The organism is Streptomyces sp. NPDC085946, assembly GCF_044540485.1.
Lineage (GTDB): Bacteria > Actinomycetota > Actinomycetes > Streptomycetales > Streptomycetaceae > Streptomyces.
Map to the genome: position 1 here is coordinate 535,649 of NZ_JBITSF010000001.1, position 25,631 is coordinate 561,279.

26 protein-coding genes and 3 tRNA genes are annotated in these 25,631 nt (G+C 76.3%); 7 read left to right on the forward strand and 22 right to left on the reverse strand.

Features of this window, described 5'->3' with window-relative positions:
- Positions 1-7: 7 nt before the first annotated feature.
- Both ACIF8T_RS02305 and ACIF8T_RS02310 read right to left on the reverse strand, forming a co-directional pair.
- Positions 8-1,459 (reverse strand): FGGY-family carbohydrate kinase, encoded by a 1,452-nt coding sequence (locus ACIF8T_RS02305; RefSeq protein ID WP_400030244.1) that lies wholly within the window; start codon positions 1,457-1,459, stop codon positions 8-10.
- Between the two features lie 115 nt (positions 1,460-1,574).
- Entirely contained in the window at positions 1,575-1,880 is a 306-nt protein-coding gene (locus ACIF8T_RS02310) for a YtxH domain-containing protein (RefSeq protein ID WP_400030246.1), read from the reverse strand.
- A gap of 159 nt (positions 1,881-2,039) precedes the next feature.
- Here ACIF8T_RS02310 and ACIF8T_RS02315 point away from each other — a divergent pair.
- The 3 genes from ACIF8T_RS02315 to ACIF8T_RS02325 all read left to right on the forward strand — a co-directional run bounded on the left by ACIF8T_RS02315 (position 2,040) and on the right by ACIF8T_RS02325 (position 2,454).
- Positions 2,040-2,112, forward strand: a tRNA-Asn gene (locus ACIF8T_RS02315).
- 5 nt (positions 2,113-2,117) lie between these two features.
- Positions 2,118-2,190, forward strand: a tRNA-Asn gene (locus ACIF8T_RS02320).
- Positions 2,191-2,377: 187 nt separating this feature from the next.
- Positions 2,378-2,454 (forward strand) — tRNA-Ile (locus tag ACIF8T_RS02325).
- Positions 2,455-2,581: 127 nt separating this feature from the next.
- Here ACIF8T_RS02325 and ACIF8T_RS02330 read toward each other — a convergent pair.
- The 5 genes from ACIF8T_RS02330 to ACIF8T_RS02350 all read right to left on the reverse strand — a co-directional run bounded on the left by ACIF8T_RS02330 (position 2,582) and on the right by ACIF8T_RS02350 (position 6,206).
- Entirely contained in the window at positions 2,582-2,725 is a 144-nt protein-coding gene (locus tag ACIF8T_RS02330) for a hypothetical protein (protein WP_400030248.1), read from the reverse strand.
- Entirely contained in the window at positions 2,718-3,563 is an 846-nt protein-coding gene (locus ACIF8T_RS02335; protein WP_400030250.1) for a cytochrome c oxidase assembly protein, read from the reverse strand. Before ACIF8T_RS02335 ends, ACIF8T_RS02330 begins: the two co-directional genes overlap by 8 nt.
- A 90-nt stretch (positions 3,564-3,653) precedes the next feature.
- Positions 3,654-4,223 (reverse strand): hemerythrin domain-containing protein, encoded by a 570-nt coding sequence (locus tag ACIF8T_RS02340; protein WP_400030252.1) that lies wholly within the window; start codon positions 4,221-4,223, stop codon positions 3,654-3,656.
- Position 4,224: 1 nt separating this feature from the next.
- The gene (locus tag ACIF8T_RS02345) at positions 4,225-5,424 is read right to left on the reverse strand and encodes a hypothetical protein (RefSeq protein WP_400030254.1); all 1,200 of its coding nucleotides are present in this window, start codon (positions 5,422-5,424) and stop codon (positions 4,225-4,227) included.
- 86 nt (positions 5,425-5,510) lie between these two features.
- A complete protein-coding gene (locus ACIF8T_RS02350; RefSeq protein WP_400030256.1) occupies positions 5,511-6,206 on the reverse strand; it encodes an ANTAR domain-containing protein in 696 nt (231 codons plus the stop codon).
- A gap of 313 nt (positions 6,207-6,519) precedes the next feature.
- On the opposite strand from ACIF8T_RS02350, the gene ACIF8T_RS02355 reads away from it, so the two are divergent.
- Together ACIF8T_RS02355 and ACIF8T_RS02360 are read left to right on the forward strand one after the other, a co-directional pair.
- The gene (locus ACIF8T_RS02355; protein ID WP_400030258.1) at positions 6,520-6,816 is read left to right on the forward strand and encodes an STAS domain-containing protein; all 297 of its coding nucleotides are present in this window, start codon (positions 6,520-6,522) and stop codon (positions 6,814-6,816) included.
- Entirely contained in the window at positions 6,813-7,763 is a 951-nt protein-coding gene (locus ACIF8T_RS02360; protein ID WP_400030260.1) for an anti-sigma factor RsbA family regulatory protein, read from the forward strand. The genes ACIF8T_RS02355 and ACIF8T_RS02360 overlap by 4 nt, the downstream gene beginning before the upstream one ends.
- A 25-nt stretch (positions 7,764-7,788) precedes the next feature.
- On the opposite strand, the gene ACIF8T_RS02365 is transcribed toward ACIF8T_RS02360, so the two are convergent.
- The 3 genes from ACIF8T_RS02365 to ACIF8T_RS02375 form a co-directional block, all read right to left on the reverse strand.
- A complete protein-coding gene (locus tag ACIF8T_RS02365; RefSeq protein ID WP_400030262.1) occupies positions 7,789-8,826 on the reverse strand; it encodes a rod shape-determining protein in 1,038 nt (345 codons plus the stop codon).
- 278 nt (positions 8,827-9,104) lie between these two features.
- Positions 9,105-10,451, reverse strand: a complete 1,347-nt coding sequence (locus ACIF8T_RS02370; RefSeq protein ID WP_400030264.1) for a carboxyl transferase domain-containing protein — start codon at positions 10,449-10,451, stop codon at positions 9,105-9,107.
- The gene (locus ACIF8T_RS02375) at positions 10,444-11,889 is read right to left on the reverse strand and encodes an acyl-CoA synthetase (RefSeq protein ID WP_400030266.1); all 1,446 of its coding nucleotides are present in this window, start codon (positions 11,887-11,889) and stop codon (positions 10,444-10,446) included. Before ACIF8T_RS02375 ends, ACIF8T_RS02370 begins: the two co-directional genes overlap by 8 nt.
- A 206-nt stretch (positions 11,890-12,095) precedes the next feature.
- Here ACIF8T_RS02375 and ACIF8T_RS02380 point away from each other — a divergent pair, with 206 nt between their 5' ends.
- Complete coding sequence (locus tag ACIF8T_RS02380) at positions 12,096-12,998, forward strand: RimK family alpha-L-glutamate ligase (protein WP_400030268.1); 903 nt, start codon at positions 12,096-12,098, stop codon at positions 12,996-12,998.
- Here ACIF8T_RS02380 and ACIF8T_RS02385 read toward each other — a convergent pair.
- The 12 genes from ACIF8T_RS02385 to ACIF8T_RS02440 form a co-directional block, all read right to left on the reverse strand.
- The gene (locus ACIF8T_RS02385) at positions 12,949-13,557 is read right to left on the reverse strand and encodes a hypothetical protein (RefSeq protein ID WP_400030270.1); all 609 of its coding nucleotides are present in this window, start codon (positions 13,555-13,557) and stop codon (positions 12,949-12,951) included. The genes ACIF8T_RS02380 and ACIF8T_RS02385 overlap by 50 nt on opposite strands.
- On the reverse strand, positions 13,523-14,341 hold the full coding sequence (locus ACIF8T_RS02390) for an FkbM family methyltransferase (RefSeq protein WP_400030271.1): 819 nt from the start codon (positions 14,339-14,341) through the stop codon (positions 13,523-13,525). The genes ACIF8T_RS02385 and ACIF8T_RS02390 overlap by 35 nt, the downstream gene beginning before the upstream one ends.
- A complete protein-coding gene (locus ACIF8T_RS02395; RefSeq protein WP_400030273.1) occupies positions 14,338-14,559 on the reverse strand; it encodes a Trm112 family protein in 222 nt (73 codons plus the stop codon). The genes ACIF8T_RS02390 and ACIF8T_RS02395 overlap by 4 nt, the downstream gene beginning before the upstream one ends.
- Entirely contained in the window at positions 14,556-15,482 is a 927-nt protein-coding gene (locus tag ACIF8T_RS02400; protein ID WP_400030275.1) for a hypothetical protein, read from the reverse strand. The genes ACIF8T_RS02395 and ACIF8T_RS02400 overlap by 4 nt, the downstream gene beginning before the upstream one ends.
- Before the next feature lie 9 nt (positions 15,483-15,491).
- Positions 15,492-16,226, reverse strand: coding sequence for a methyltransferase domain-containing protein (locus tag ACIF8T_RS02405; RefSeq protein ID WP_400030277.1), 735 nt, complete (start codon positions 16,224-16,226; stop codon positions 15,492-15,494).
- Positions 16,223-16,423: a hypothetical protein gene (locus tag ACIF8T_RS02410; RefSeq protein ID WP_400030279.1), complete on the reverse strand. Its 201-nt coding sequence runs from the start codon at positions 16,421-16,423 to the stop codon at positions 16,223-16,225. Before ACIF8T_RS02410 ends, ACIF8T_RS02405 begins: the two co-directional genes overlap by 4 nt.
- Positions 16,420-16,620 (reverse strand): hypothetical protein, encoded by a 201-nt coding sequence (locus ACIF8T_RS02415; protein ID WP_400030281.1) that lies wholly within the window; start codon positions 16,618-16,620, stop codon positions 16,420-16,422. The genes ACIF8T_RS02410 and ACIF8T_RS02415 overlap by 4 nt, the downstream gene beginning before the upstream one ends.
- On the reverse strand, positions 16,617-17,906 hold the full coding sequence (locus ACIF8T_RS02420) for a condensation protein (RefSeq protein ID WP_400030283.1): 1,290 nt from the start codon (positions 17,904-17,906) through the stop codon (positions 16,617-16,619). Before ACIF8T_RS02420 ends, ACIF8T_RS02415 begins: the two co-directional genes overlap by 4 nt.
- Positions 17,903-22,075, reverse strand: a complete 4,173-nt coding sequence (locus ACIF8T_RS02425) for an alpha-(1->3)-arabinofuranosyltransferase family protein (protein ID WP_400030285.1) — start codon at positions 22,073-22,075, stop codon at positions 17,903-17,905. Before ACIF8T_RS02425 ends, ACIF8T_RS02420 begins: the two co-directional genes overlap by 4 nt.
- Entirely contained in the window at positions 22,072-22,782 is a 711-nt protein-coding gene (locus ACIF8T_RS02430; protein ID WP_400031465.1) for a class I SAM-dependent methyltransferase, read from the reverse strand. The genes ACIF8T_RS02425 and ACIF8T_RS02430 overlap by 4 nt, the downstream gene beginning before the upstream one ends.
- Before the next feature lie 119 nt (positions 22,783-22,901).
- Complete coding sequence (locus tag ACIF8T_RS02435; RefSeq protein WP_400030287.1) at positions 22,902-24,053, reverse strand: glycosyltransferase family 4 protein; 1,152 nt, start codon at positions 24,051-24,053, stop codon at positions 22,902-22,904.
- Positions 24,054-24,262: 209 nt separating this feature from the next.
- Positions 24,263-25,258 (reverse strand): DUF3068 domain-containing protein, encoded by a 996-nt coding sequence (locus tag ACIF8T_RS02440; protein ID WP_400030289.1) that lies wholly within the window; start codon positions 25,256-25,258, stop codon positions 24,263-24,265.
- A 218-nt stretch (positions 25,259-25,476) separates the two neighbouring features.
- Here ACIF8T_RS02440 and ACIF8T_RS02445 point away from each other — a divergent pair, with 218 nt between their 5' ends.
- A complete protein-coding gene (locus ACIF8T_RS02445) occupies positions 25,477-25,629 on the forward strand; it encodes a hypothetical protein (RefSeq protein WP_400030291.1) in 153 nt (50 codons plus the stop codon).
- The last annotated feature ends 2 nt before the right edge of the window (positions 25,630-25,631 follow it).

Here is a 25,631-nt window from a genome sequence, read left to right on the forward strand (position 1 = left end):
TCGCCCCTCACACCCGGAACGCCCCCGGGTGGGTCTGCTCGCGCACCGACACGAACTGCTGGCGCACCGCCTGACCCACCGCCAGCTCCTCGCCGGGCTCCAGCACCTGCGCCGCCGCGCCCTGCCAGGCCGGCGGGGTGCGCGGGTCCAGGACGCCCTGCTGCACCCCGAGCGCCCAGGCGGCCTGCCGGGCGGCGCCGATCGCGGCGTAGTCCGCGGGCTGCGGCACCACGACCTGCGTCCCGAACAGCGCGGGCGCCGCGGCCTGCACGGCGGGCAGCTCGGCGGCCGGCCCCAGCAGGAAGATCCGCCGTACGTCCACGCCCCGGCCGCGCAGCACGTCCAGCGCGTCGGCCAGCCCGCACAGCATGCCCTCGAAGGCGGCCCGCGCCAGGTGCTCCGGCCGCATCGACTCGCGCCGCAGCCCCGACAGCGTCCCGGCCGTGTGCGGCAGGTGGGGGGTGCGCTCGCCCTCCAGGTAGGGCAGCAGCACCAGCCCGTGCGCGCCCGGCGTCGACTTCATCGCCAGGTCGGACAGGCTCTCCAGGTCCGGCAGCCCGAGCAGCTCGGCGGCACCGCGCAGCGTCCGTACGGCGTTCAGGGTCGTGACGACCGGCAGGTGCATGCCGGTGGCGTCGGCCAGGGCGGTGATCATGCCGGAGCCGTCGACCAGCGCCTCGGGGTGCACGGCCATCACCGACCCGGAGGCGCCCAGCGACACCACCGCGTCGCCCAGGCCGAGGCCCAGCCCGAAGGCCGCGGCCATCGTCTCGCCCGTCCCCGCGGAGATCAGCAGCCCCTCCGGCGTCGTACCGGCCGCGTCGGCCGGGCCGATCACCTCCGGCAGCATCACCTGGTGCCCGAGCGCCAGCTCGACGAGGTCGGGCCGGTAGCCGCCGGTGGCCGCCGACCAGTAGCCGGTGCCGGACGCCCCGCCCCGGTCGGTGGTCCTGCGGACCGGCCGCCCGAGCAGCTGCCACACCAGCCAGTCGTGCGCCTGGAGCAGCACCGCGGTGCGCGCGGCGTTCTCGGGCTCGGTCCGCGCCAGCCAGCGCAGCTTGGTCACCGGCTGCGCGACCTGCGGCACGGCCCCGACCGCGTGCGCCCAGGCCTCGCGCCCGCCCAGCGCGTCGACGAGGTCGGCCGCCGCGACCTGGGTCCGCTTGTCGCCGCCGACCATCGCCGGCCGCACGGTGTTGCCCTGCGTGTCCAGCGGCACCACGGCGTTCTGCTGCGCGGACACCCCGATCGCCTGCACGCCCTCCAGCAGCCCGCCGCCCGCCGCCTCGCCCAGGGACAGCAGCCAGGCCTGCGGATCGACGTCGGAGGGCCGCCCTCCGTCGGGGCTCTCCACCGGATGCGGCGCATATCCCTGCCTGAGCACGGCCCCCGTGTCCGTGTCGCAGACGACGATACGAGTGAAATCGGGCGAACTGTCCAACCCGGCGACTATCCCCATGGCGAAAATTCTGCCGTACGGCGGGGGGTGGCCGTACCTCGGCGCACGTCCCCGGACGCCGTCGAGGGCCCCGGGCGACGCCCGGAGCCCTCGACGGCGCGGTGTGCCGAACGGGTCACGTGTTGCTGGTGCCCCAGTCGTCCTCGCCGCTGCCGTGCCCGGCGCGCTCCCGCAGGGACCGCACCCGCTGGGCCACCGAGTCGGGCACGCGGTCCCCGACCTTGTCGCTCACCGCGTGGTACGCCTTGCCCGCGTACTCGCGGCCCTGCTGCGCGGCGGTCTCCGCGGTGTTGCGGACGGCGGGGTTCTGCGCGAACTGCCTGGCTTGCTTCTTCAACTGCTCGTAGCGCTCGCGTCCGGCCCTCGTGCCCAGCACGTAACCCAGGACGACTCCGGCGACGAACGTGAGCCGGTAACGCATGGCGGCCACCCTTCCCTTGGCGTAGGTCTCCGGTGCGGCGTCGGCGCCGGGGAGTACCGATTGGCGGAGCACCCCCCTGCTTGCGCTAATGTATGTGTCGCAGCGAGCGCGCGCCCCCTGGCGGATACCCAGGCAGATGCGTTCGATGCAACGAGGCATTCCTCCGTAGCTCAATTGGCAGAGCAGCCGGCTGTTAACCGGCAGGTTACTGGTTCGAGTCCAGTCGGGGGAGCTCGGTCCTCCGTAGCTCAATTGGCAGAGCAGCCGGCTGTTAACCGGCAGGTTACTGGTTCGAGTCCAGTCGGGGGAGCATGCTGAACGAGGACCCCTCAGGGGTCCTTTTTCATGTCCGCCCCGGTGTCCGGGAACCGCCCGGGGCGCAGCGCAGTCCTCATGGTCACGGACGCCGTGGGAAGCCGACCATCCGAAGCAGGAGATCGTATGAGCGGCTATGCTGCGGCAGACGGCGCGCACACATGTACGCGACACGCCGCTATGGGGCGGTAGCTCAGCCGGTTAGAGCAGCGGACTCATAATCCGTCGGCCGTGGGTTCGAGTCCCACCCGCCCCACCAGGCACTCCTCGGGCAGAAGCGTTTCCGCCTGCCGAGCCGGGTCCCCCTTCCTCAGCACGGCCCTGCGGGCAGCGGTACGCCCCCGCGGCGTGCCGGCGGCTGCGGGGGCGTCAGGGAGGGCGCGGGGTCAGCCGGGTTCGTCGGTGTCCGTGTCGTCGCGTTCGCCCTCGGCCTGCGACGGGGTCGGGTGGGGCGGCGAGCTGTGGTGGGCCGGGTTCTTCGGGTCGTCCTCGGGCTCGCCCTCGGCCTGCGACGGGATCTGGTCACTCATCGTGGTACCTCCTGCTGAGGGGGCTGTCGGGGGTCTGCGCACCGGGTACCCCGCCGGACGCCGGCGCACCGGGGACCGGCCGGATCACCGCCCGCCGGGACAGCGCCCTGCCCCGCGCCCGGTACCACTGCCCGGCCAGCACCACGGCGAGGGCGACCTCGACGGCGTCCCCGCCGTAGTACATGACCCGGGACGCCAGGTGCAGGTCGGCCGGGGCGTACGACAGGCCCGGCGGGCCCGCCGCCCACAGGCTCCTGGCGAGGACGGCGTGGGCCGCCGAGGCGGCCAGCAGCGTGCCCGCCCGCAGCGCGAGGCCCGGGCGGCGGCGCAGCGGGTCCACGGCCAGCAGGGCGAACGTGAAGAGCGTCCCCGCCGCGAAGAGGTGGACGTACAGCAGCGGGCTGTGGTGCACGGCGGGCGGCAGCGGGACGCGGTACAGGACCCACAGGCCGCCGATGTCCACGACCGCGGCGACCGGCGGGAGAACCAGGGCCGTGGCGAGCCGGGAGCGGGTCAGCGACAGCAGCGCGCGGCGGCCCGGCACCGGCAGGGCGCGCAGCGCCAGCGTGACCGGCCGGGCGAGCACCACCGGCAGCGGGGCCGCCATGCCGGCCGCCAGGTGGGCGGCCATGTGCGCGGTGAGCGGCGGCAGCCACGCCTCCCACGGCACGGCGGCCCCGGCGACGAGCGTGCCGCCGCCCAGCCAGAAGCCCGCCTCCCGCCACCACGGCCACCGGTCCCCGCGCCGGCGCAGCCGGGCGGCGGCCGCCGTGTAGAGCAGGCAGCACAGCAGGACGAGGACGGGCAGGGGGGCGGGGGCGGAGATGCCGTGGTGCATCGTCGGTGTGCGTCCCGGTGCGTCAGCGTTCCGCCGCCGCGCGGCGGGTCCGGCGCGGCGGGCGGCGGGCCGGCCCGCGCGGCAGGGCTCTCATCCGTCCTTGCCCATGGCCTTGCGGACGGCGTCCCTCGTGCGGTCCACGACCGCCGCGACCGGGCCCAGCGCCATGTTCTTCGCCGCGGACTCCGTGCCCGGGTGCGGATGGGTCGGGGCGGTGGCCTCGGCGGCCTTCAGGGCCGTGGCCATGGTCGCCAGGCGCGCCTCGTCCGCGTGGCGGCGGATGTGGTTGAACTCGTAGCGCTCCTCGGCGCGGGCGTGGGCCATCACGTCCAGGCGCAGGGCCTGCAGTTCGGGCAGGAACTTCGGGTCGTCCGGGTCCATGCCGTCCAGCCGGGACAGGAGTTCCTTGGCCTCCCGTTCCTCGGTGAGGCGGGCCTCCACCACCCGCTCGCCGTCCGGGACGGACGTCCGGGTGAAGGGGTGGACCACCTCCTCCTCGGCCGTCTCGTGCACGGCCAGCAGCCGCACCAGGCGGCGGAAGGCGGCGCGCCGCTCGTCCCCGGCGGTCCGCTCCACCTCGTCGAAGAGGTTGCGGATGTCGCCGTGCTGGCGCATCAGGAGGGCCACGACGTCGGCGTCACCCTGCGCGGTACCGGCCATGTCACTTCTCCCTCAGCGACGCGTCGGGGTGCTCGCCCTCGGTCTCGATGCGGTACTCGCGGCCGAACATCTCCTGGTGCTGGGCCATCACCCGCTCGCTGGGCGGCTCCTCGCCGCCGTGCAGCTGCTCCTGCATCCGCTCGAACCGCTCGTGCGCGTCCCGGACGTACCCCGCGCCCAGGGTGGTCAGGTCGATCTGCGTGTCGAGGAGGTTGCGGACGAACTGCTTGTTCTCCTCGAAGGTGAGGACGTTCGGCAGCTCCGGCGCGAGGATCTCCTGCGGCTCGCGGCCGTCGTGGCGGCGCATCAGGTCGCAGGCGATGCGCAGGTGTTCCAGCTCCATGTTCAGGTGGAGCTCCCAGATCGCCTTCACCTTCGGGTCGGACTCCTGCTCCATGAAGGAGTGGTAGAGGTAGCACTCGTTGTACTCGTGGTTGACGAGCTGCTCCCACCACGTCTCGCCCGGGTCGACCAGCGACTCGTAGTGCGTGACGTGCTCCTCCTCGATCAGCCCGATCTCCTGGTAGAGCTGACGGGCGATCGGCTCCATGTACTGCGGGCCGACGTTCATGTAGAAGTTCATGGTCTGCTGCTCCGCCGACATGATGGTCAGCGCGTGCAGCCTGGACAGCGGGTCCACCGTCGAACGGTCGTACGGCTCGCGCACGTTGTCGGCCGGGTGGCGGTGGTGGAACTTCGTGGGGCGGCCCGGCATGACCTCGGTCAGGCCGTCGACGATCGCCTCCGCCTTGCGGTGCTCGATCATCTCGTACAGGTTCGCGTACCGGTACAGGTGGTCGAAGTCCTCCAGGACGCCGAACTCGTAGGCCTGCCTCAGGTACGGGTCGGGCTCGTGGCGCGCCACCCAGCCGGTGAGGTCGACGGCCACCTGCTCGTAGGCGATGGTCGTCTCCAGGACGGAGGCGAGTCCGGGCAGCAGCCAGTTGACCGCCTTCTGCTGCTGGTGCTCGATGTAGCGCACCTCGGCGAGCTGGCGCTTCACCTCGGGGTCGGGACAACGGCGGGCGAGCTGGTGGCTGAACATGATCGCCTCGACCTCGATGCCGTTCATCGTGATGATGCGGCACCGGGTGTAGGGGTCACCGCGGTCGGGGTCGACCGGTTCGACGTCCAGCTCCCGCCAGCTGCGCAGCTGACGGTCCAGTGCGATGCCTTGGTGCTCGAGCGGGTTGAAGCCCATGGGGGGTCTCCTCGGCATGCGGCCATTCCGGGCCGGCGCCGGGTACCCGGCGCCGGTGCGCGGAAACGGCGTCCCCTCCCGGCCGGTCAGCGCCTGCGGCGGGCCAGCGCGCGCCGCAGGGCCGTGCGGAGGGCGGGCGGCAGGGGCGGGCCGCCGGCCGCGGCGCCCGCGGTGACCGCCGCCGCGACGGTGCGCAGCTTGGTGTTGGCGAGCTGGGAGGTCTCCCGCAGGATGTGCCAGGCCTCGTCGGACGTGCAGCCGTGGGTCGCCATGAGGATGCCGCGCGCCTGGTCGATGACCGGGCGGGAGGCGATCGCGTGGCGGAGCTGCTGGACCTCCGCGCGCAGGACGCACAGCTGCTCCGCCGGTTCCAGGACCACCGCGGAGGAGACCGGGGCCGGCGGCGGGCCGGGGAGCGGCGCGGGCCCCGGCGCGCCGCCGCGCAGCGGGTCGGTGGTGTCCAGGCCGGCGAGCTCCAGGACGCGGCGCGGCTGGCCGTTCCAGCGCGTGGCCGTGACCGGCACCGAACGCCGCCGCCCGTAGTCGCCCAGGACGTCGAGGAACTGCAGCCCGGCCGTGTCCATGAAGTGCACGCCGCTCATGTCCAGGTCGACCCGGCCGGTGGCCGCCGGCAGCCCGGCCAGCGTCTCGGACAGGGTCTGCGCGCAGCCGTGGACGAGCTCCCCTCTCGGCTCGAGCAGAGCCCGGTCCGCCTCCACGCGGACCTCGATGACCAGGGTGTTCAGCCTCCCTGTGAACGAGGGGGGTCCCGCGGGGGTCATGTCACCGCCTTCTCGGTCGTCGTCCGGTCGTCGTCGATGGCGGCGCCGGGCACCTGGTGGTCGCTGGTCGTCGGCCGGTCGCCGGTCGTGGCCGCCGGGGGACGCCGGTGCCGGTCGTCGTCCTCTCCGGCCTTTTCCGTGACTGCCGCATCTATGCTGAGGGTGCGCCTGCCCGCCGTTCGGCGGAGTACACACCGCCCGGGTCGGCGTACCGGCGGTCGGTGGGATCCGCCGCGGTCGCGGAGTGGGGGGAGACGGGGTGGATACTCGACACCGGGCATTCCGCGGTCCGGCACCGGTACCGCGCTTGACGGTGGCACCGCTGAGCGGACGCAGAGGCGTCCGGGCGGCGGGAGAGATCAGTCTGTCGACACGCGACATATGGGAACGCGTGCTCGAACAGGCGGTGCGCGAGGGTGAGGACGTGTACTACCTGGAGCTGTCCGACGTGACGTTCGTCGACGTCGCGGGCGCCGACGCGCTCGCGGCCGCCGCCGAGCGGCTGCGGGACGGCCGGCGGCTCGTCCTGGACGGGCCGCCGGGCACACTGCGGCGGGCCCTGGACACGTTCTGGCCCGGCCTGGCGGCGATCGAGGTGTCGATGTCATGAGTACCGTTGCGGAACCCATCGGGACGGACGAGCCGTTCGTCCACCCCGCGCTGTTCTACCGGGACGAGGACGAGTACCTCGGCGGGACCGTCTCCTTCGTGCGCGACGGCCTGGCGGCGGGCGAGCCGGTGGCCGTCGCCGTGCCCGGGGACAACCTGCGGCTGATCCGCGACGCCCTCGGCGACGACGCCGGGGCGGTCCGGCTCCTGGACATGCGGGAGGCCGGGCGCAACCCCGGCCGGATCATCCCGGGAGTGCTGCGCGCCTTCGCCGACGCCCAGCCGCCCGGGACGCGGGTGCGGATCATCGGCGAACCGATCTGGGCGGGACGCTCCGGCACCGAGTACCCGGCCTGCGTCCAGCACGAGGCGCTGATCAACGCCGCCTTCCGGGGCCGTGCGGCGACCATCCTGTGCCCCTACGACATCGCGCGCCTGCCCGGGCACGTCGTCGCCGACGCGTACGCCACCCACCCCACCGTCATCCCCGCCGGCGCCCGGCACGAGCAGGGCAGCGACGCCTACGCCCCCGACGCCGTGGTCGCCCGCTACAACGAGCCGCTGTCCCCGGTGCCGGACGCCCTGGTCTTCCCCTTCGACGCCGCCACGCTGTCCCAGGCCCGGCACGTCGCCACCGCCGAGGGCGCGCGCCTCGGCCTCGCGGGCGTCCGGCTGGAGGACCTGGCGATCGCCACGGCCGAGCTGACCACCAACAGCGTGGTGCACGCCGGCGGCTCGGGGAGCATGCGGGTGTGGTCCGAGGACGGGTACGTCGTGTGCGAGGTGCGCGACAAGGGCCGGCTCGCCGACCCGCTGGCCGGGCGCCGGCCCGCCTCCCGCGACCAGCGCGGCGGCCGCGGGCTGCTGCTGGTCAACCTCGTCGCGGACCTGGTGCGGCTGCACACCGGGGACCAGGGCACCACCGTGCGGTGCTGGTTCGCCCGGTGACCCGCCCCGCGGACCGGCGGCCGGGTCAGGTCGCCAGCGGGTCCAGGACCAGCGGCTCGATCTTCCCCTCCAGCATGTAGCCCAGGCCCTGCACGGCGCACACGTCGGGCCGCTCGGCGATGTGCACCGGCATCCCCGTCGCCTGCCGCAGCATCTGGTCCAGTCCCGGCAGCAGGGCGCTGCCGCCGACCATCATGATCCCGCGGTCGGCCAGGTCGGCGACCAGGTCGGGCGGGCAGTTCCGCAGCACCTTGCCGATGCCGTCGAGGACCGAGGTCAGCGGCGTCTGGATGGCGTCGCGCACGGCGGCCGTGTCGACCTGCACCGAGCGGGCCAGGCCGGTGACGACGTCCCGGCCGTGGATCTCCGTCGACGCCGGGCCGTGCGGGGTGAGGCCGTTGCCGGACAGGGCGAGCTGCAGGGGCCGTACGGACTGGTTCGGCAGCATCAGTTCGTGCTGGTGGCGCAGGTGCTGCACGATCGCGTGGTCGACGGCCTCGCCGCCCACCGGGATCCGCGCGGCGGTCACGATCGACCCGAGGGAGAGCACGGCGACCTGCGTGGCGTGCGCCCCGCACACCATGATCATGGTGGCCTCGGGCTGCTCCACGGGCAGGCCGCAGCCCACGGCGGCGGCGATGAGGGTGTCGACGAGCTCGACGCGGCGGGCGCCGAGGCCGACCAGCGTCTCGATCGCGGCGCGCCGGGCCAGCGGGTCGATGTCGTGCGGGGTGCAGGCGGCGGCGCGCAGGAACGGCTTGCGGCGCAGGGCGCGGCGGGTCTTGTCGCCGAGCAGGTGGCGCAGCATGCGCTGCGCCATCTCGATGTCGACGACGGTGCCACCGGAGATCGGGCGGACGACGCGGATGTAGTCCGGGGTGCGGCCCGTCATCTTCTCCGCGAACTCGCCGACCGCGATCAGCGCTCCGGTCCGGGTGTTCACGGCCGCGGTGGACGGCTGGTCGACGACGAGCCCGGCGCCCTTCACGTACACCCGGGTGCGGGTCGCCCCCAGGTCGACGGCGAAATGACAGCGGCGCAACTGCTCCAGGCTGGCGGTCACGGCGGTTCCTCCCGAATGCGCAGACCGTCGAGGCCGCACCGGGTGGCGGGCCTCCCTGGCATCGTGCGGGCGCCCGGGCGGCGGGCGCCTTCTGGAGGGGGCCGAGTGGGGAGCGGCCATACGGAGGAGGGCCGTACGGGGGAGGGCTGTACGAGGGAGGGCCGTACGGGGGAGCGGCCCGCCGGGGGCCCGGGGCAGGGCCCGGCGGCCGCGGGGACCGGCGGGTCACGCGCCCGGGGCGCCGCCGGGCCCGGTGGCTCGCCGGCCCGGGCCGGCCGTCACGCGCCCGCGCCGGACGGCGGCCCCGTCACCCCCCGGATCACCCCCAGCTCCACCAGGTCCTGCGGCCGGACGCGCAGACGGTCGGCGGTCGCCTCCACCTGCTCCGGGGGGAGTTTCAGGATGGCCGCCGCGAGTTCCGGGGCGATCACCGAGAAGTAGCTGTCCGGGGTGGCCCAGGTGTTGCCGGGCGCGGCGAGCGCCAGGGCGCCGCCGGAGCCGCCCTCGCCGATGACGAGGGTGGTCACCGGTGTGCGCACGGCGGCCATCGCCGCGAACAGGTCCGCGATCGCGGGGCCCGCGCCCTGCTGCTCCGCCGCCGCGTCGTTGGCCGCGCCCGGCGTGTCGACCAGGGTCAGCACCGGGATGCCCAGCCGGTCGGCGAGCCGGACCAGGCGGGCGGCGGTGCGGTAGCCGGCCGGGCGGGTGGCCGTGCCGGTCTGCGCCGCGTACGCCACCGTGCGGCCGTCGTGGGTGCCGAAGCCGCACAGCATGCCCGCGTCGGTGCCGCCGCACCGGTCGCCGCTCAGCGCCACCCGTTCGGTGAAGTAGGCGTCCAGGTAGCGGCCGGCGCGGGGGCGGTGCGGGGCGCGGGCGCGGCGCACGGCGTCCCAGCCGGTGGCGGGCGGCCGTGCCGCGCCGAGCGGCTCCGGCGGCGGTGCGGGCTCGTCCGACGGCCGGGTCAGCAGCCGCAGCCACCGCCCCAGCGTCTCGCGCAGCTCCCGCGGCGGGACGACCGCGTCGGCGGCCCCGGCCGCCACCTGCGCCTCCGCCGTGTACGCCGCCGGGTCGGCGTCCGCCGGGCGGACCCGGGAACCGGCGAAGCCGACCTGCGCGCCGGGCAGCGCCAGCGTGACGTCGGCGCCCGCGCCCAGGGTGGCCCAGCCGCCGCCGGTGGTCGGGTCCCGCACCACGGCGACCTGCGGCAGCCCCGCCTCCCGGGTGAGCACCGACTGCCGTGCCACGCGCTGGAGCTGGGTGAGCGCGAGCATGCCCTCCTGCATGCGGCTGCCGCCGGTCGCCACCAGCGGGACGACCGGCAGGCGGTGCTCGCGGGCGTGGGCGTACGCCGCCTCCAGCCGGTCGCCGGTGCGCTCGCCGAGCGAGCCGCCGAGGAACCCGAACTCGAACGCGATCAGCACGGCGCGGACGCCCCCGACGTCGGCGGTGCCGCAGACCACGGACTCCTGCTCGCCGGTGCGCTCGGCGGCGCGGGCGCGGGCGGCGTCGTAGCCCGGCCAGGCGAGGGGGCCGTCGGGCCCGGACTCCCGTATGCCGCAGGGGAGTTCGGTGAAGTCGTCGGCGACGAGGGCGACGGCCCGCCGGGCGGACGGCCGCTCAGCCACGGCCCAGCGCCCGCTTCATGATCTTGCCCATGTCGTTGCGGGGCAGGGTGTCCAGGACGTGCAGGACGCGCGGGCGCTTGTGCGGGGCGAGACGGCCGGCGACGTGGCCGGCCAGCTCGTCCAGTCCGGGCGGCGCCCCGGGGTCGGCGGGCACGATCCACGCCACGATCCGTTCGCCGAGGTCGGCGTCCGGCTCCCCGGTCACCGCGGCCTCCCGCACCCCCGGGTGTTCCAGCAGCGCGTTCTCGATCTCCCCGGCGCCGATCTTGTAACCGCCGCTCTTGATCAGGTCGGTGGTCCTGCGGCCGACGATGCGGACGTAGCCGTCGGGGTCGCGCACCGCCATGTCGCCGGTGCGGAAGAAACCGTCGGCGGTGAACGCGGCGGCGGTGGCGTCGGGCCGGCCGAGGTACCCGGTGAACAGGTTCGGCCCGCGCACCTGGATCTCGCCCACGCTCTCCCCGTCGTACGCGGTGACCGGCGTGCCGTCGTCCTCCACGAGCCGCAGTTCCACGCCCGGCAGGGGGACGCCGACCGTGCCGGGGCGGGCCTCGCCGTCGGCGCGGACACTGGTGTTCATCAGCGTCTCCGTCATGCCGTACCGCTCGATCACCCGCCGGCCGGTCGCCGCCGCGATCCGCTCGTGGTCGTGCACGGGCAGCGCGGCCGAGCCGGAGACCAGCAGCCGCGCCCCGGCCAGCGCCTCGGCGAGTTCCGGGTCGCCGGGCAGGGCCTCCGCGATCCGGTGGTACATCGTCGGCACGCCGAACAGCATGGTCGCGCCGCCGCGCAACTCGCGGGCGACCCCCTCGGGGGTGAACCGGCCCAGGTGCCGGACCGGCCCGCCGCGCCGCAGCGGGCCGAGGACGCCCAGCACCAGGCCGTGCACGTGGAACAGCGGCAGCCCGTGCACCAGCACGTCGTCGCCGGTCCACCGCCAGGCGTCGGCGAGCGCGTCCAGGGTCGTGGCGAGGGCCCGGCGCGGCAGGACGGCGCCCTTGGGCGGGCCGGTGGTGCCGGACGTGTAGACGACCAGCGCCGGGTCGCCGTCCCCGGCGTGCTCCTCGGGCAGGGCGCCCCGGCCGTGCGCGTCGACGTCGCCGCGCGGCAGGTCCCGTACGGGCGCGGGGAGTTCGGCGCCGGGCGCGGCCAGCACGGCGTCCGGTGCGCTGTCGGACAGGATGTGCCCGAGCTCCTTCTCGCCCGACTTCGGGTTCAGCGGCACGGCGGCCACGCCCGCCGCCAGCGCCGCGACCACGGCGACGGCGGTCTCCAGCGCGGGCGTCGCCCAGACGGCCACCCGGCGGGCCTCCCGGATCCGCGCGGCCGTCGCACCGGCCGCGGCGGCGAGCTCCCCGTACGTCAGTGAGCGCCCGCCGAAGCGCAGGGCGGGCCGGTCGGCCGGGCCGTCGGTCAGGGCCGGGAAGAGAGTGGACACGCGTCGTACTCCTGTCTGTGGCGGCTGTCGTCGATTGTCCGCCGTCCGCGGGTCCTACCCGCAGCCGGGCACGGTCATGGGAGGGTGCCCGCGGCCGCGGCACCGGTCCCGCCGGCGGGCGGGCCGCCGGGGTTGCCCCGCGCGCCGCACGGGCGGTTAGCCTGCCGGTCGACCGCCCGCCCGTCCGACCGCCGAGGGAGCCCGCCGTGCCCCGTATCGCACTCGCCACCTACGACCCCGGGACCGAGCCCGGTGCGGACCGCGACCTCCCGGTGCTGGTGGCCGCCCTGCGGGACGCCGGGGCGCAGGCCGTCGCGGTGCCGTGGGACGACCCCGCCGCCGACTGGGGCGCCTTCGACCTCGTCGTCATACGGTCGACCTGGGACTACACCTGGCGGGCGGCGGAGTTCGCCGCGTGGGTGGAGCGGTGCGGCACGCTGACGCGGCTGGCCAACCCGCCGCGGGTCGTGCGGTGGAACACGGACAAGCGGTACCTCGGGGACCTCGCGGCGGCCGGGGTGCCCACCGTCCCCACCCGCTACCTCGCCCCGGGCGAGCCCGCCGACTTCCCCGGCGACCGGGACTACGTGGTCAAACCCACCACCGGCGCGGGCGCCCGCTACGCCGCCCGCTACACGCCCGCCGAACACGCCACGGCCGTGCGGCAGCTGGAGCGGATGCACGCCGAGGGCCTCACCGCGATGGTCCAGCCGTACGTGCGCAGCATCGACAGCGCCGGGGAGCGGGCGCTGCAGTTCTTCGGCGGGCGGTTCCTGCACGCCAGCCGCAAGGGCGCGGTGCTGGCGCCGGGCACGGCGTACGACGCGGACAAGGTGGCGCACCCGGACCTGGCGCCGTGGACCCCGGCCCCGGCGGAACTGGCCGTCGCCGAACGGGCGCTGGCCGCCGTGCCGGGGGACCCCGAGCTGCTGTACGCCCGCGTCGACCTGGTGACGGGCGAGGACGGACAGCCGCGGGTGATGGAGCTGGAGCTGGTGGAGCCGAACCTGTTCCTGTTCCTGCACCCGGGGTCGGTGGCGGGGGTGGTGGAGGCGGTCCTCAGGGCCGCCGGCCGCCGGCCGCGACCCGCTGCAGCAGTCCCCAGGTGAACTCCGCCGCCACCTCGTGCCGCACCCCCCGCCCGTCCGCCGCCGTGAACGCCAGCCCCCACCGGGTCGGGGCCGTGCCCTCCAGCGCCCGGGCCGGGGCGAAGGCGCGGGCCGCCTCGTCGACCGTGCAGGACCACGGGGTGAGGTCGTCCAGGGTGCGCAGGGCGGGGGCCGGGGCGCCCGGGGCGCGGACCAGCCACGCGTTCCACACGACCCGGTCCGGCGCCACCAGCACCTCGAAGCGCAGGTCCGGCCAGAGCGGGAGCGGCCACTGCCAGGCCTCGCAGTCGAGGCCGCCGACGCGGCGGGGCAGGACCGCCCCGGGGGTGCCCAGCACCGAGCGGTACCGCGCGGCGGCCGGGCGGGAGCGCGGCGAGCGGACCATGGCCTGCCAGCGCCGGTTGGCCTCCCGCAGGTCGGTGGGGGAGGCGCCCAGCGCGTGACGGGCGTCCTCCACCAGGCCCGGGTTGTGGTCGGCCATCCGGCGCAGCAGCACCAGCTGGAAGTCGAGCGGGGTGAAGGGGCTAGCGGGGGGCTTCGCGGACGGCATGGGACCCATCGTCGCCCACCCGGGTCCCGCCCGGGCGGCGGCCGTCCGGCAGGAAGAGGACCGAGTTGACGTACCGGGGGCCGCGCGGCGGCAGCACCCGGCGCAGCAGGCCGTGCGCGACGACGTACGCGGTCTCCGCCTGGTGCGCCTCCAGCGGGAAGCGGGACAGCGGGACCCAGGTGTCGCCGGGCAGCACCCAGCCGTCGTAGCCGAGCCGTCCCAGGTACGTCACGACCGGCGCGACGGGCTGGATGCGGGACTCCAGCTCGACGAAGAGGGCCGGGCGGTCGCGGGCCAGCAGGCCGGCCGCGCCGCGCAGCACCGCCGGCTCGTTGCCGTCCACGTCGATCTTGACGAAGCCGACGTCGCGCAGGCCGAGGCCGTCCAGCGTGACGCAGGGCACGTCCAGGGCGCGGCCGTGGATGTCGCGGCGGACCAGGGACGACACGCCCCGGCCGCCTGTGTCGTCCGGCGGCAGCCACAGCCGGGCGACGCCGGGCCGGTCCGAGGCCGCCGCCCGGACCACGCGCACGTTCGGCGGGGCGGCGGCGGTCAGCAGCCGCGCCAGGTGCGGCACCGGCTCCAGGGTGACCACCTCGCGGGCGCGGCGGGACAGGCGGTGCGTCCACGGGCCGTACCAGCCGCCGACGTCCACCGCCGTGCCGCAGCGCGGCGGGCACAGCTCGCCGAGCCGGGCCAGTTCCGGCTCGAAGCGCGGGTAGACGGCCCGGGCGGCCGCGGCCACCGCACGGCCCGGGAGGAAGGGCGCCAGACGGGCGGCCAGCGTGGTCACGGCACCATCCTCTTCAGGTACTCCTCGTGGTCGTCGTCCGTGACCTGCTCCCCGGAGGAGGGCAGCAGCTGCGGGATGCCGTCGGTGACCGGGTAGCGGCGGCGCAGCCGCGGGTTGTACAGGGCCTCCTCCCGGCCGTCCCGCGCGGGCAGGAGGTGCAGCCGGCCCTTGTCGAGCGGGCACGCCAGGATCGTCAGCAGCGGGTCGTCGGGTGTCACGGAGGGGTCAACTCCTCGGCGGGGAGGGCGGGCGGGGGAGCGGTGTCGTGCTTCGGCATCGCCAGCAGGACGGCGACGGCCAGCGCGGTGCCCGCGACGCGCAGCGCCAGCCGCAGCGGCTCCTCGGGCAGCGTCTCGCCGAACACGGGCGTGCCGAGCACCGCCGTGTACAGGCAGGTCACGGTCGTGCAGACCGGCACGATCAGCGAGGCCCGGCAGCGCTGCAGCGCCGCCTGCGACATCACCAGGCCGAACGCGCCGGTGAACAGCAGCAGGTACGGGTACGGGGAGCGCAGCAGGGCCGGCAGCGCGCCGACCGGGCCGCCGGCCGCCAGGTGCCCGGAGACGCCCTTGACGGCGAGCGAGCTGACGCCGTAGAGCAGGCCCACCGCCACCCCGTACGCGACACCGCTCACGGGCGGCCGGTGCCGGTGGCGGGCGCGGCGCTCCGCCGCGCGGTACAGCCCCACCCCGGCCGCCAGCGACGGCACGCACACCAGCCAGATCACCGGGTGCGACGCCGATCGGCCGACGGTGTCGGCGCCCGCCCCGCCCCCGCGCAGCGACAGGACGACCATGAGCAGCGCGAGCAGGATCGCGGCGAGCGCGGACCGCTCCCGGCCGGTGGTCCGCTCGCCCAGCAGCCGGGACGACAGCAGCACGAGCAGCACCAGCCCGGAGACGAACACGCCCTGGGCGGCGGCGATGGGCAGCGTGGCGTAGACGGCGAGCTGGGCGGCGAAGCCCGCGGCCAGGGCCAGGGAACCGGCGATCCACAGCGGGCTGCCCAGTACCAGCCGCAGCAGCCGCGCCGGCCGTCCGGCCGTCACCTCGGGCAGGGCGGCGAGCGCCCGTTTCTCCAGCACGAAACCGACGCTGTACAGGGTGTTCGCCAGCAGGGCCGCGGCCACTCCCCACCACATCGCGGCCCCTCACGCCCGCCGGGCGTGCAGCAGCAGGATCGACGCCAGCGGCGGCCGGGCGCAGGCCAGCCGGTCCAGCGGGCGCAGCGGCCGCGGGACGCCGTGGAAGGGGGCGCCGGCCAGCCGGACGACCTCGAAGCCGGACGCGGCGACGAACTCCCGCAGGGCGCGCGCGGTGTACAGGCGCAGGTGCCCGACGACCTCCCGGCCCGGGCGGCCGTGGACCGCGCGCAGGCTCACCTCGGAGAAGACCGGCTGCACCCCGGCCATCAGCAGGGCGCGGTTGTACCAGGCGGCCAGGTTCGGGGTGGAGAGCATCAGGTGGCCGCCGGGGCGCAGCACCCGGCGGATCTCGGCCAGGGCCGCGTCCGGGTCGACGAGGTGCTCGATCACCTCGCTGAACAGCACGGCGTCGGCGCACGCCGTGCGCAACGGCAGCCCGCCGCCGGTGAGTTCGCCGCGCACCGCGTACGGCATCCGGGTGCGGGCGCGGGCCAGGGCGTCCTGGGACCAGTCGACGCCGATGACGCGGTGGCCGCGCAGGAAGGGGGCGGCGGTGGCGGCGGCGGTGCCGTCGCCGCAGCCGACGTCGAGGACGGTGCGCGCGCCCCCGGCGGCCGGCCCGAGGGCCGCGGCCAGCATGCGGGCCTGACGGCGGCTGCGGGGTGCGCCGGAGGCCACGGGGACGGCGGGGTTCTCGTAGAAGTCGCGCAGGTGCGGGGGGTGGGCGGGGGCGGTGGTCACGGGGCGGCCTCCGTGGTGTGCGGGTGGTGCGCGAGAGGGTGGCGCGGGTGGGCGCGGTGGCCGGGGTCGTGCGGGCCGCGGGGCCGGCGGGGCGTGGTACGGGCCCGGTGGCTGCGGGGTGTGCCGGGGGCCAGGGGGACGGTGGGGTTCTCGTGGAAGTCGCGCAGGTGCGGGGGGTGGGTGGGGGCGGTGGTCACGGGGCGGCCTCCGTGGTGTGCGGGTGGTGCGCGAGCGGGTGGCGCGGGTGGGCGCGGTGGCCGGGGCCGTGCGGGCCGCGGGGCCGGCGGGGCGTGGTACGGGCCCGGTGGCTGCGGGGTGTGCCGGGGGCCAGGGGGACGGCGGGGTTCTCGTGGAAGTCGCGCAGGTGCGGGGGGTGGGTGGGGGCGGTGGTCACGGGGCGGCCTCCGTGGTGCGCAGGTGGTGGGCGAACAGGTCGCGCAGGTGCTCGCCGTCGCCGGGGCCGAGCAGGGCGCGGGACCAGCGCAGCGCCAGGTGGAGGCGGCCCGCGGTGGACGCGGTCGTCACCGTCAGCCCGCGCGGCATGCGGGCCGGGGCCGAGAACCACACCGCGTGCGCCCGGCCCGCCTCCTCCCCGAAGTCCAGCGGGTACGGGATCCGGCCGATGTTGCTGAGCAGGGTGGTGGAGGTCCACGGGGCGGCCGCCCGGCGCAGGGCGCGGGTCAGGGCGGCGCGGACCGCCACCGGCGCCCAGGGCGCGGTGAGGAGCGCGGCGCCGTGCCCGAGCTGCGGGCGCGGCAGGGCCTTCAGGGCGCGGGTGCGGGCGGCCGTGCGGCGCAGCAGGGCGGGCACGTCGCCGGCGTCCCCGGTCAACTCGTCGGGTGCGAAAGGCACTTCGACGAGCCGGGTGCCGTTGCCGATCGGCATGGTGGTGTCGCGGGGGCGGTCGTCCACCGGCATGGTGATGCGCAGCGGGCGGGGGCGGGCGCCGCGCTCCCGGTTCCAGTGGGCGACGGTCAGGGCGGTGGCGGCCATCAGCTGGTCGTTGACCGTGTACGGGACGCCCTCGGGCCGGCGGGGCAGGGGCAGTTCGGTGACGAGCAGGCCGTTGCCCGGGGAGCCGCCGGGGGTGCCGGGGGCGACCCGGGCGGGCGGCGCCCAGGGGGAGGGGGCGTCCCCGGGCGGCGGCCCGGCCTCCGCCGGGCGGACGGGCGGGGCGGCGGGGGCGTTGTCCCGGCCGCCGTAGAGCTCCGCCGCGGTGGCGAGGACGCGCAGGCAGGCGGGGCCGTCCAGGGCGGTGTGGTTGACGGTCAGGAGCAGCACCGTGCCCGGTGCGGACCCGGTCTCCGCGGTCCCGGCCCCCTCCACCGCCTCCAGCCGGACCGGCGGCGACAGCGACAGCGGCGGGGCCTGCGTCAGCGCCCGCGTCCTCGCCTCCCGCAGCGCGTCCCGCCCCGGCGGCGGGAAACCCACCACGGCCACGTCCGGTTCCGCCGTCAGCTCCCACTCGTACCGGCGCCGGTACCAGGGCCCCGGCGCCTCCCGCATCAGGACGCGGGGATGCCGGTGCAGGGCCTCGGTGAACGCCTTGCGCAGCCGCGCCGGTTCCAGGCGGCCGGGCAGGTGGACCTCGATGTGCACGGTCTCCGGCTCCTCCTGCTGGAGGCAGTGCCGGGACACCTCGTCCACCACCGGGAACGGGATGCGTACCGGTGTCGTCATACGGGCTCGTCCTTCCCCGGGTCCGTCTCGGGCAGCCGCCGCGCCGGCGCCTCGGCGGCGGGCGGCTCCCGCAGGGTCACCAGAGCCGCGAACAGGCCGGTCAGCGCCAGCAGTTGGGCCACGTGGCCGAAGGCCCCGCCGCCCGCCCCGACCGGTTCCCCGGCCCCGGTCGCGGCGGCGGCCCCCGCCCCCGCCAGGGCCGCGAACGCCACCGGCACCAGCAGGGCGCGCCGCCGCGCCGCCAGGAACGCCAGCGCCGGGACCAGCAGCGCGAGCCACCCCGCGATCACCACGCCGGCCAGGGCCGTCGCCACCACGCCCAGCCACGGGCCGGGCGGCGGCGGGACCGGCTGCGGCGCGCCGGGGCCGGGCGCGCGGCGGCGCCACAGCGCCAGGCCGGCCAGCACCGCGACACCGGCCCCGCTGCCGATCAGCCCGGCCTCGTACGTCGTGGCCGGCCCGTACGACAGCTTCACCGTGCCGCCCGCCCCGGCCGGGACCAGCCAGCCCTGCTGCCAGCCGTCCAGCCGCACGGGGGTGAGCTCCTCGCCGTCCAGCGTGGCCCGCCAGCCCTCGTTGTGGTTCTCGTACGTCGTGAGGTACGCCGCCGCGCCCGGGCCGACCGTCAGTTCGCGGCGGTCGCCCAGCCAGTCGCGGATCCGCAGCGCGCGCCCGGCGGCGGTGTCCTCGGCGACCGTGCCGCGGGTCAGCGTCACGCCGGTCAGCGCCAGCGGGCCCGTGTCGCGGCTCTCCAGCCGGTGCGAGCCCGCGGTCAGCCGCAGCTCCGCGTCCCGCCGGTCCTCCCGGCAGAGGGCGACCTCGACGGGCCGCCGCTCCACCAGGTCCCGGACCGTGCCGCGCACGCCCGTGCGGTACCGCTCCCCGTCCACCGTCACCTCGGGGCCCTTCCCGCAGGGCAGCGAGAACGTCCGGGTGCCCGGCGGCTGCGGGGTGCGGTAGGCGTCGAGGGCCGGGACGTACGCCTCGGTCAGGCCGACCGGCAGCCGCAGGTGCTCGTCGGCGACCGGGTTGTGCAGGGTCAGCCGGGCGGTCCGCGTGATCGTGATGTCGAGGCGGTCGGTGGTGATCGGCGGGAAGCGCACCCAGCCGTTCCGGTCGACGCCGGCGATCGCGGCGCCGTCCGGGGAGCCGATGTGCACCTCGGTGGCCCGGGTGGACAGGCCGCCCGCCGGGGCCAGCACCAGCTCGCCCACCGGCAGCTTGCCCGGCCACCTCAGGTGGACGGTCGGACGGTCGCCCGCGACCCACGCCGTCGTCAGGTCGCCGTCGGTGAGGTTGCGCGCCGACAGGCCCGCGCCGAGGCGCGCCGTGGAGTCGGCGGTGGCGACGACGCGGCCCCGCTGCTGCGGCGCCACCTCGTACAGCAGCCGGTCCAGCGCCTCGCCCGGCACCGGCACCGCGCTCGCCCGCACCGCGTACGGTCCCGCCGCGGGGGCCGTGAACCGGCGGTGCAGGCCCGCCTCGGTGCCCGTCGGGGACAGGCCGGTGGGGTCGGGGGCGCGGTGCAGGGAGATCACCGTGGCGGGCGCGTCGGAGCCGTCGGCGTCGGCGGGCAGGCGCAGCAGGCGGGTCACCCGCACGTCCGGCAGGGCGACCTCGGCGAAGCCGGCGCCGGCCAGGCCGGCCCGCGGGGCCACCGAGCCGGTGATCGTCAGCTTCATCCAGGGCGTGGTCCCCTCCGGCGCCCGGACGCGCTGCACCGTGCCGTCCGGCCGCAGGGCGGTGGTGACCGAGCCGTTGCGGGTCTCCACCCGCACCCGGGTCGCCGCCGCCCGCACACCGTCCTGCGGCAGCGGGGTCACCTCGAACGACGCCGGCATGTCGTAGCCGCCGTCGAAGCCGATCCGCAGCCACTGCCCGTCCGGCGAACCCGGCGAGCCCTCCGTCCAGGCGGTGCCCGGGTCGCCGTCGAAGGCGTGCACCGGGTCGAACTGCGGGAGGTGGAACAGCCAGTTGCCGTACGAGGAGGCCGTCACCGAGCGGGCGCCGCGCAGTTCGGCGACCGTCTGGTGGGCGAGGCCCCGCGTCGGCAGGATCTGGCGCGGCTTCTCGCCCGGGTCCTGCTGGGCGTCCGGCGCGTTGCGCTCGTCCCGGGTGTACGGGTACGAGGTGTTCCCGTTGACCAGCCCGAACCGGGTGTCCGCGTACCGCATCCCGTCGCCCACCACCTGCACCGGCGGGGCGGCGAGCCCGGGATGGCGGTCGCCGGTCAGCACGGTCGCCCGGCCGCGCAGCCCGGCCGCCAGCGGCAGCAGGGCCTCCGGCCCGCCGGAGACCACGGCCGTGTCCGCGACCGGGGCCAGCCCGGCCTGCCCGGGGCGCGGCACGTCCGCCGCGCGCGGCCGGTAGATCTCCACCGCCCGCTGCCGCGGGTACAGGCCCTCCACCTGGAGCGGGGTGTCCGGCGCGATCCGGCCGCCGGTCATGACCGGGCCGAGGCCCGTGACCCGCTCGTACCCGGACTGCTCCAGGGTGCGCTTGACCGTCGTGGTCGGCACGTACCCGATCTGGTCGGGGTCGAGGTCGTTGCGGACGACGACGTGGTACAGGCCCGCCCGGCTCAGGAAGTCCGCCAGGCCCGGGACCTCGGCGCCGGTCGTCAGGGCCTGCTCGACCGCGTCCATGGCGCGCCGGTTGCCGGGCGTGCCGAAGGGGACGTGGTCGCGCTGCGCCCACCGGGAGCGCGCGACCGCGTCCAGCGGCTGGTCGACCGGCGAGCCCCAGGTGTACAGGCCGTGCGCGGTCGCCGGGACGACCAGGGCCCGCGCGTCGGGCGAGTTGGTCTCCAGCCAGTCGGCCGTGGCCCGCCAGTACGCCGGGATCTCCCGGAACGAACCGGCGCTGAGGATCGAGCCGTTGAGGTACGGCCACACCAGCCCCGGCAGCACCAGCACCGCCGCGGCCGGCACGGCGAGGCGGCGGCCGCGCACCCGGCGGACCCCGCGCGGTCCGGCGGGTGCGCCCACCAGGTGGGCGAGGCCCAGCACCAGCGCCAGCGCCACGCCCGTCTGGAACTTGTAGATGTTCCGGAACGGCGCCAGCCACCCGTCCAGCCAGCCCTGCACCACGCCGTGGAAGGGCGCCCCGGACGCGCCGCCGTACCCGGCGAGCAGTACCGGCACGCACACCAGCACGGTCAGCACCAGCCAGCGCCGCTCCGGCAGGTCCCGGCGGGCCAGACCCGCCAGGCCCAGCCCGGCCGCCAGCGCCGAGCAGACCACCACGGGCACCGAGGAGGCCACCGTCCAGCCGGCCGGCAGCCACGCCTCGCCGAAGTGCAGGTACGCCACCCAGTTCCCGGCGCCGCGCAGCGCCTCCGTCGCCGACATGGTGGACGTCGTGGTCCGCGCGGTCTCGATGTAGGGGAGGAAGTTCTCGCCGTGGGCGCCGAGCAGCAGCAGCGGGATCCACCACCAGGCCGTCACCACCAGCACGGCCGGCGTCCACCAGGCGATCAGCCGGCGCATCCGGGGGCCGGGCGGCCGGGACAGCAGGTACAGGCCCGCCGGGAGCAGGGAGGCCAGGGTCGCCGCCGCGTTCACCCCGCCCATGAACGGCACGAGCAGCGCCGACCGCAGCGCCGCGACCCGGGCCGCGTACCGCTCGTCCGCCAGCGGCAGCAGCACCCACGGCAGGAACGCGCCGGGCAGCGCGGCGGCCGAGGTGGAGCCGACGACGGTGGTGAACACCGGCCACAGCGCGTACGCCGTCGCCGCGAGCAGCCGGGACGCGCCGCTGCCGGTGCGCAGCCGCTCGGCCAGCCGCAGCGCGCCCCAGAAGGCGACGGTCACGACGAGCGACAGCCACAGCCGCTCCGCCAGCCACACCGGCAGCCGCACCAGGTCGGCCACCCAGTAGAACGGCAGCATCGGCCACAGGTAGCCGGCGTACTGGTCCTGGATGCCGCCGAACCCGGCCCGGTCGTGCCACAACTGGCCCAGGTCGGACAGGAACCGCCCCGGGTCGACCGTCACCCCCAGCTTGGTGTCGAAGGTCTGCCGGCCCGGCCGCACCGCCAGCAGCAGCACGAACACCACGGCCCAGAACCCCAGCAGCCAGCGCCGCGACCGCGGCCCGTCCGGCGGGCCCGAGGCGGCCCGGGAGGTGGGGACGGCTGCCGGAGGGGGAGCCTGGACCGTGGTCGTCATGGGGGACACCGCCGCAGGATGAGGAGGAGGTTCCAGGTGGCGACCTCGCGGATGCCGGGCGCCTTGACGACGGCCTCCGCGAGGAACGGCCAGTAGCGGGAGCGCGCCGAGACGACCCGCACGTCGTCCCGGGCGCGCACCTGCCGCAACGTGGTGCCGACGTGGTGCGCGAACAGGTTCTCGCCGAGCCTGTGCTTGGCGGGCCCGCCGGTGCGGCGCAGGTAGCGGGCCCGGGCCCGGTCCGCGCCGAGGTAGTGCCACGGGGCCCACTCGTGCCCGCCCCACGGCGACAGCCAGTTGGTGAACGACACGTAGATCAGCCCGTCCGGCCGGGTCACCCGGACCAGTTCGCTCAGGAAGGTCTGCGGATCGGCCACGTGCTCCAGCACGTTGGAGGAGAACGTGACGTCCGCGACCCCGTCGCCCAGCGGCAGCAGGTACCCGTCGGCGATCACCGTGCCCCGGGGCGGCTTCCCGCCCAGCTCCCGCGCGTCCGGCTCGAAGAGGTAGGCGTGCGCGCCGCGCCGGCGGAACTCGGCGGTGAAGTACCCGCTGCCGCCGCCCACGTCCACCACCGTCCGGCCGGCGACCGGCCCGTCGTACGCCTCGACCTGGTCGGCGGCGTCCCGCGCGAGCAGCGTGTAGCAGGCGTCGGGGTCGTCCTGCTCGCGCAGGAAGGCCCGGAAGAGGGCGAGGGAACGCCGCAGGGAGGGGTCCTTCGCACGCCGGCCGGGCGACGTCCCGCCGGAGAGGCGCGGGGAACCGCGCGACCCGCCACGACGGGCCCGCAGCCGCGGGACGCCGCCGCCGGCCCGGCGACCGGGCGTCACGGCCCCCAACTCCGCACCGCCTCCGCGGCCACCGCCCGGAACTGCCGGACCGTCCGCTCCCAGCGGTAGCGCGCCGCGCGGTCCCGCGCGGCCTTCCCCATCAGCTCACGCCGGTGCCCGGACAGGGCCAGCGTGCACCAGGCCGCCGCGAACGACGACTCGCCCCGCGCGAGGACGCCGGTCTCGCCGTCCACCACGGAGTCCCGCAGGCCCGGCACGTCGAAGGCGACGGCCGGGGTCTCGCGCGCCGCGGCCTCCGTCACCACCAGGCCCCAGCCCTCCACGGCCGAGGGGTGCAGCAGCAGCCAGGCCGCGCACAGCAGCCGGTGCTTCTCCGCCTCCGGGACATGACCGGCGAACTCCACGCCGGGACCGGCCAGCCGCTCCAGGCGCTGCCGCTCGGGACCGTCGCCGACGATCACCAGCCGGCCGCCGGTGACCGGCCGCACCCGCTCCCACAGCCGGAGCAGCAGGTCGACGCGCTTGTACTCGACGAGCCGGCCGACGGCGACGAACAGCGGGTCGGGCGAGCGCGCGGCGCGCGGCCCCGGCTCCTCGACGCCGTTGTGCACCACCCGGATCCGTTCGCGCTCCACGCCGATCGCGCGCAGCGCGTGGGCCGTGGACGGGGAGACGGCGACCAGCAGGCCGCGCCGCCGGGCACCGGCCAGCGCCCAGTGCTCCAGTCTGCGGCCGATCCGGGCGGCCGGGGCCAGCGGCCCGGCGAAGCGCATCGGCCACAGGTCGGTGTGGACGTGGTTGACCAGGCACAGCGTGGGGCCGCGGTGCCACAGGGGCGCCAGGTACGGCACCCCGTTGCACACCTCGACCAGCAGGTCGCAGTCGCCGACCTGGCGGGCGAAGGCGGAACGGGCGCGCAGGTAGTGGCCGTAGGTGCCGCCCGCCGACACGACCCGGTAGTCGCGGAAGGCGGCCGGGCCCCCGCACAGCAGGGTGACCTGGTGGCCCAGGCGGGTCAGACCGTCGGCGAGCCGGTCGACCAGGAGCTCGGAGCCGCCGGCCGACGGGTTGCCGAGGTCCCGGTGGGCGAGGAAGACGATCCGGCGGGGAGGCGGGGGGAGGGCCGGGGAGTGCTGCGGCGCGCTGGGGGACGCGGTGCGCAGCGTGGACGGTACGTGCTGGGGCATCGGTGCTCCAACTCGTCTCGGGTCGCGGAACTCAGCGCGGCGGCCGGCGGGGCCGCCGGACGTCACGCTCTGTGGGGGGACCGAGCTCTTCCTGAGGGTGGGGTATGGGCGGGGTGTGCCCGGGTGGGATGGGACAGTTTTCGCCCGGACGATCGCGACGGCTACTCACAGGCGTGACAATTTCGGGCTTTGTCGGAGGCGGCGGCACGTCATTTCGTGAGCGTGGGCCGGGGCGAACCGGGTGTTTCCGGCGTATCGGCCGGTACGGGTGCACGGCGCCCGCAGGCCACCAGAACGCCGCCCGCCAGGGCCAGGACGCCCCCCGCCAGGGCCGCACCGGCCGGCAGCGTCTCGCCCACCAGGCGTAGCCGCCCGCCGTCACGTTCGGCCTGCCGGACCGCCTCGCGCTGCGTCGCGGTCGTGAACGCGATCTTCCGGCTGTCCAGCAGCACCGCCGCGTCCTTCGTGCCGCCCGGCGCCCGCAGGGTCCGCCGCGGGCCGGTCTGCGCGTAGACCACCCGGCCCGTGCGCCGGTCGACGACCAGCTCGACGCCGTGGTTGGCGTACCACTCCTCGGCGAGGACCTGCGGGCGCCGCGGCTGGCCGATGATGCTGCCCGGCACCAGACGGGTGCCGGTCCGCGTCGGCGGCACGGTGCCGGTGAAGCGGTAACCGGTGTGGCCCTGGACCTCCTTGGTGCCCCGGTAGTGCAGCGTGACCGTGGAGCCGCGGGTGTTGTCCCACCACTCGTAGGAGCGTTTGCGCACGTCGAACGGGAACTTCAGGTACGCCTCGCCCTCGATGCGCGGCCGCTCGCCGCAGCAGTGCACCGGCCTGGTGGTCCTGCGGTCCATGACCCAGCGGTGCGGGGTGAAGTCCAGCGCGTCGTGCGGGTCGGCGGCCGGCAGCGACGCGTCCGTGTCGACGGTGGTGATCACGTCCCAGACGGCGTTCCCGCTGCGCTCGCTCTCCTCGACGTCGCCCCGCACCCGCTGGGTGACGGTGATCCTCCGGTCGGGCACCGTCTCGATCCGGTCGGTGTCGAAGACGCTGCCCCGGCCGGTGTAGACGGCGGTGGTGTCGATGTCGACGGGGTTCACCGCGGCGCGCGGTTGCACGTACCACGCGAGCAGCGGGGCCAGGACCAGCAGGAAGGTGCCGAGACCCAGCAGGAGCAGGGAAAAAGGGGAGGCGGTACGGCGCATCCGGGCACTCCAGGGGCGTGAGGCGGCTCGGCGCGCCGGAGGATGCGGTCGCGCCGACACCGTGGGGGAAAGTGCGCGTGCGGTATGGGCCGGGAACCGTAGGCGCCTCTTGACGGGGTGTCAATGTCTGTCGACACTGGGCGGACGACTGGCAGGGGTGTGCAGACGTGACCGTCCGGGGTGGGGACGACCTTTCGGACAGAGAGGCTGACCCTGCGATGTCCAGACTGCTCGCCGCCGCACTGACCGTCGCGCTCGCCGCCGCCCTCGCCGTGGCCGCCGCGCTCGGCGTCGTCGCGCTGCTCGAAGCGACGCCCGACCAGCCGAACACACCGTTGATCACGTACGAACGAGCCGGCCGGGGGAGCTGACC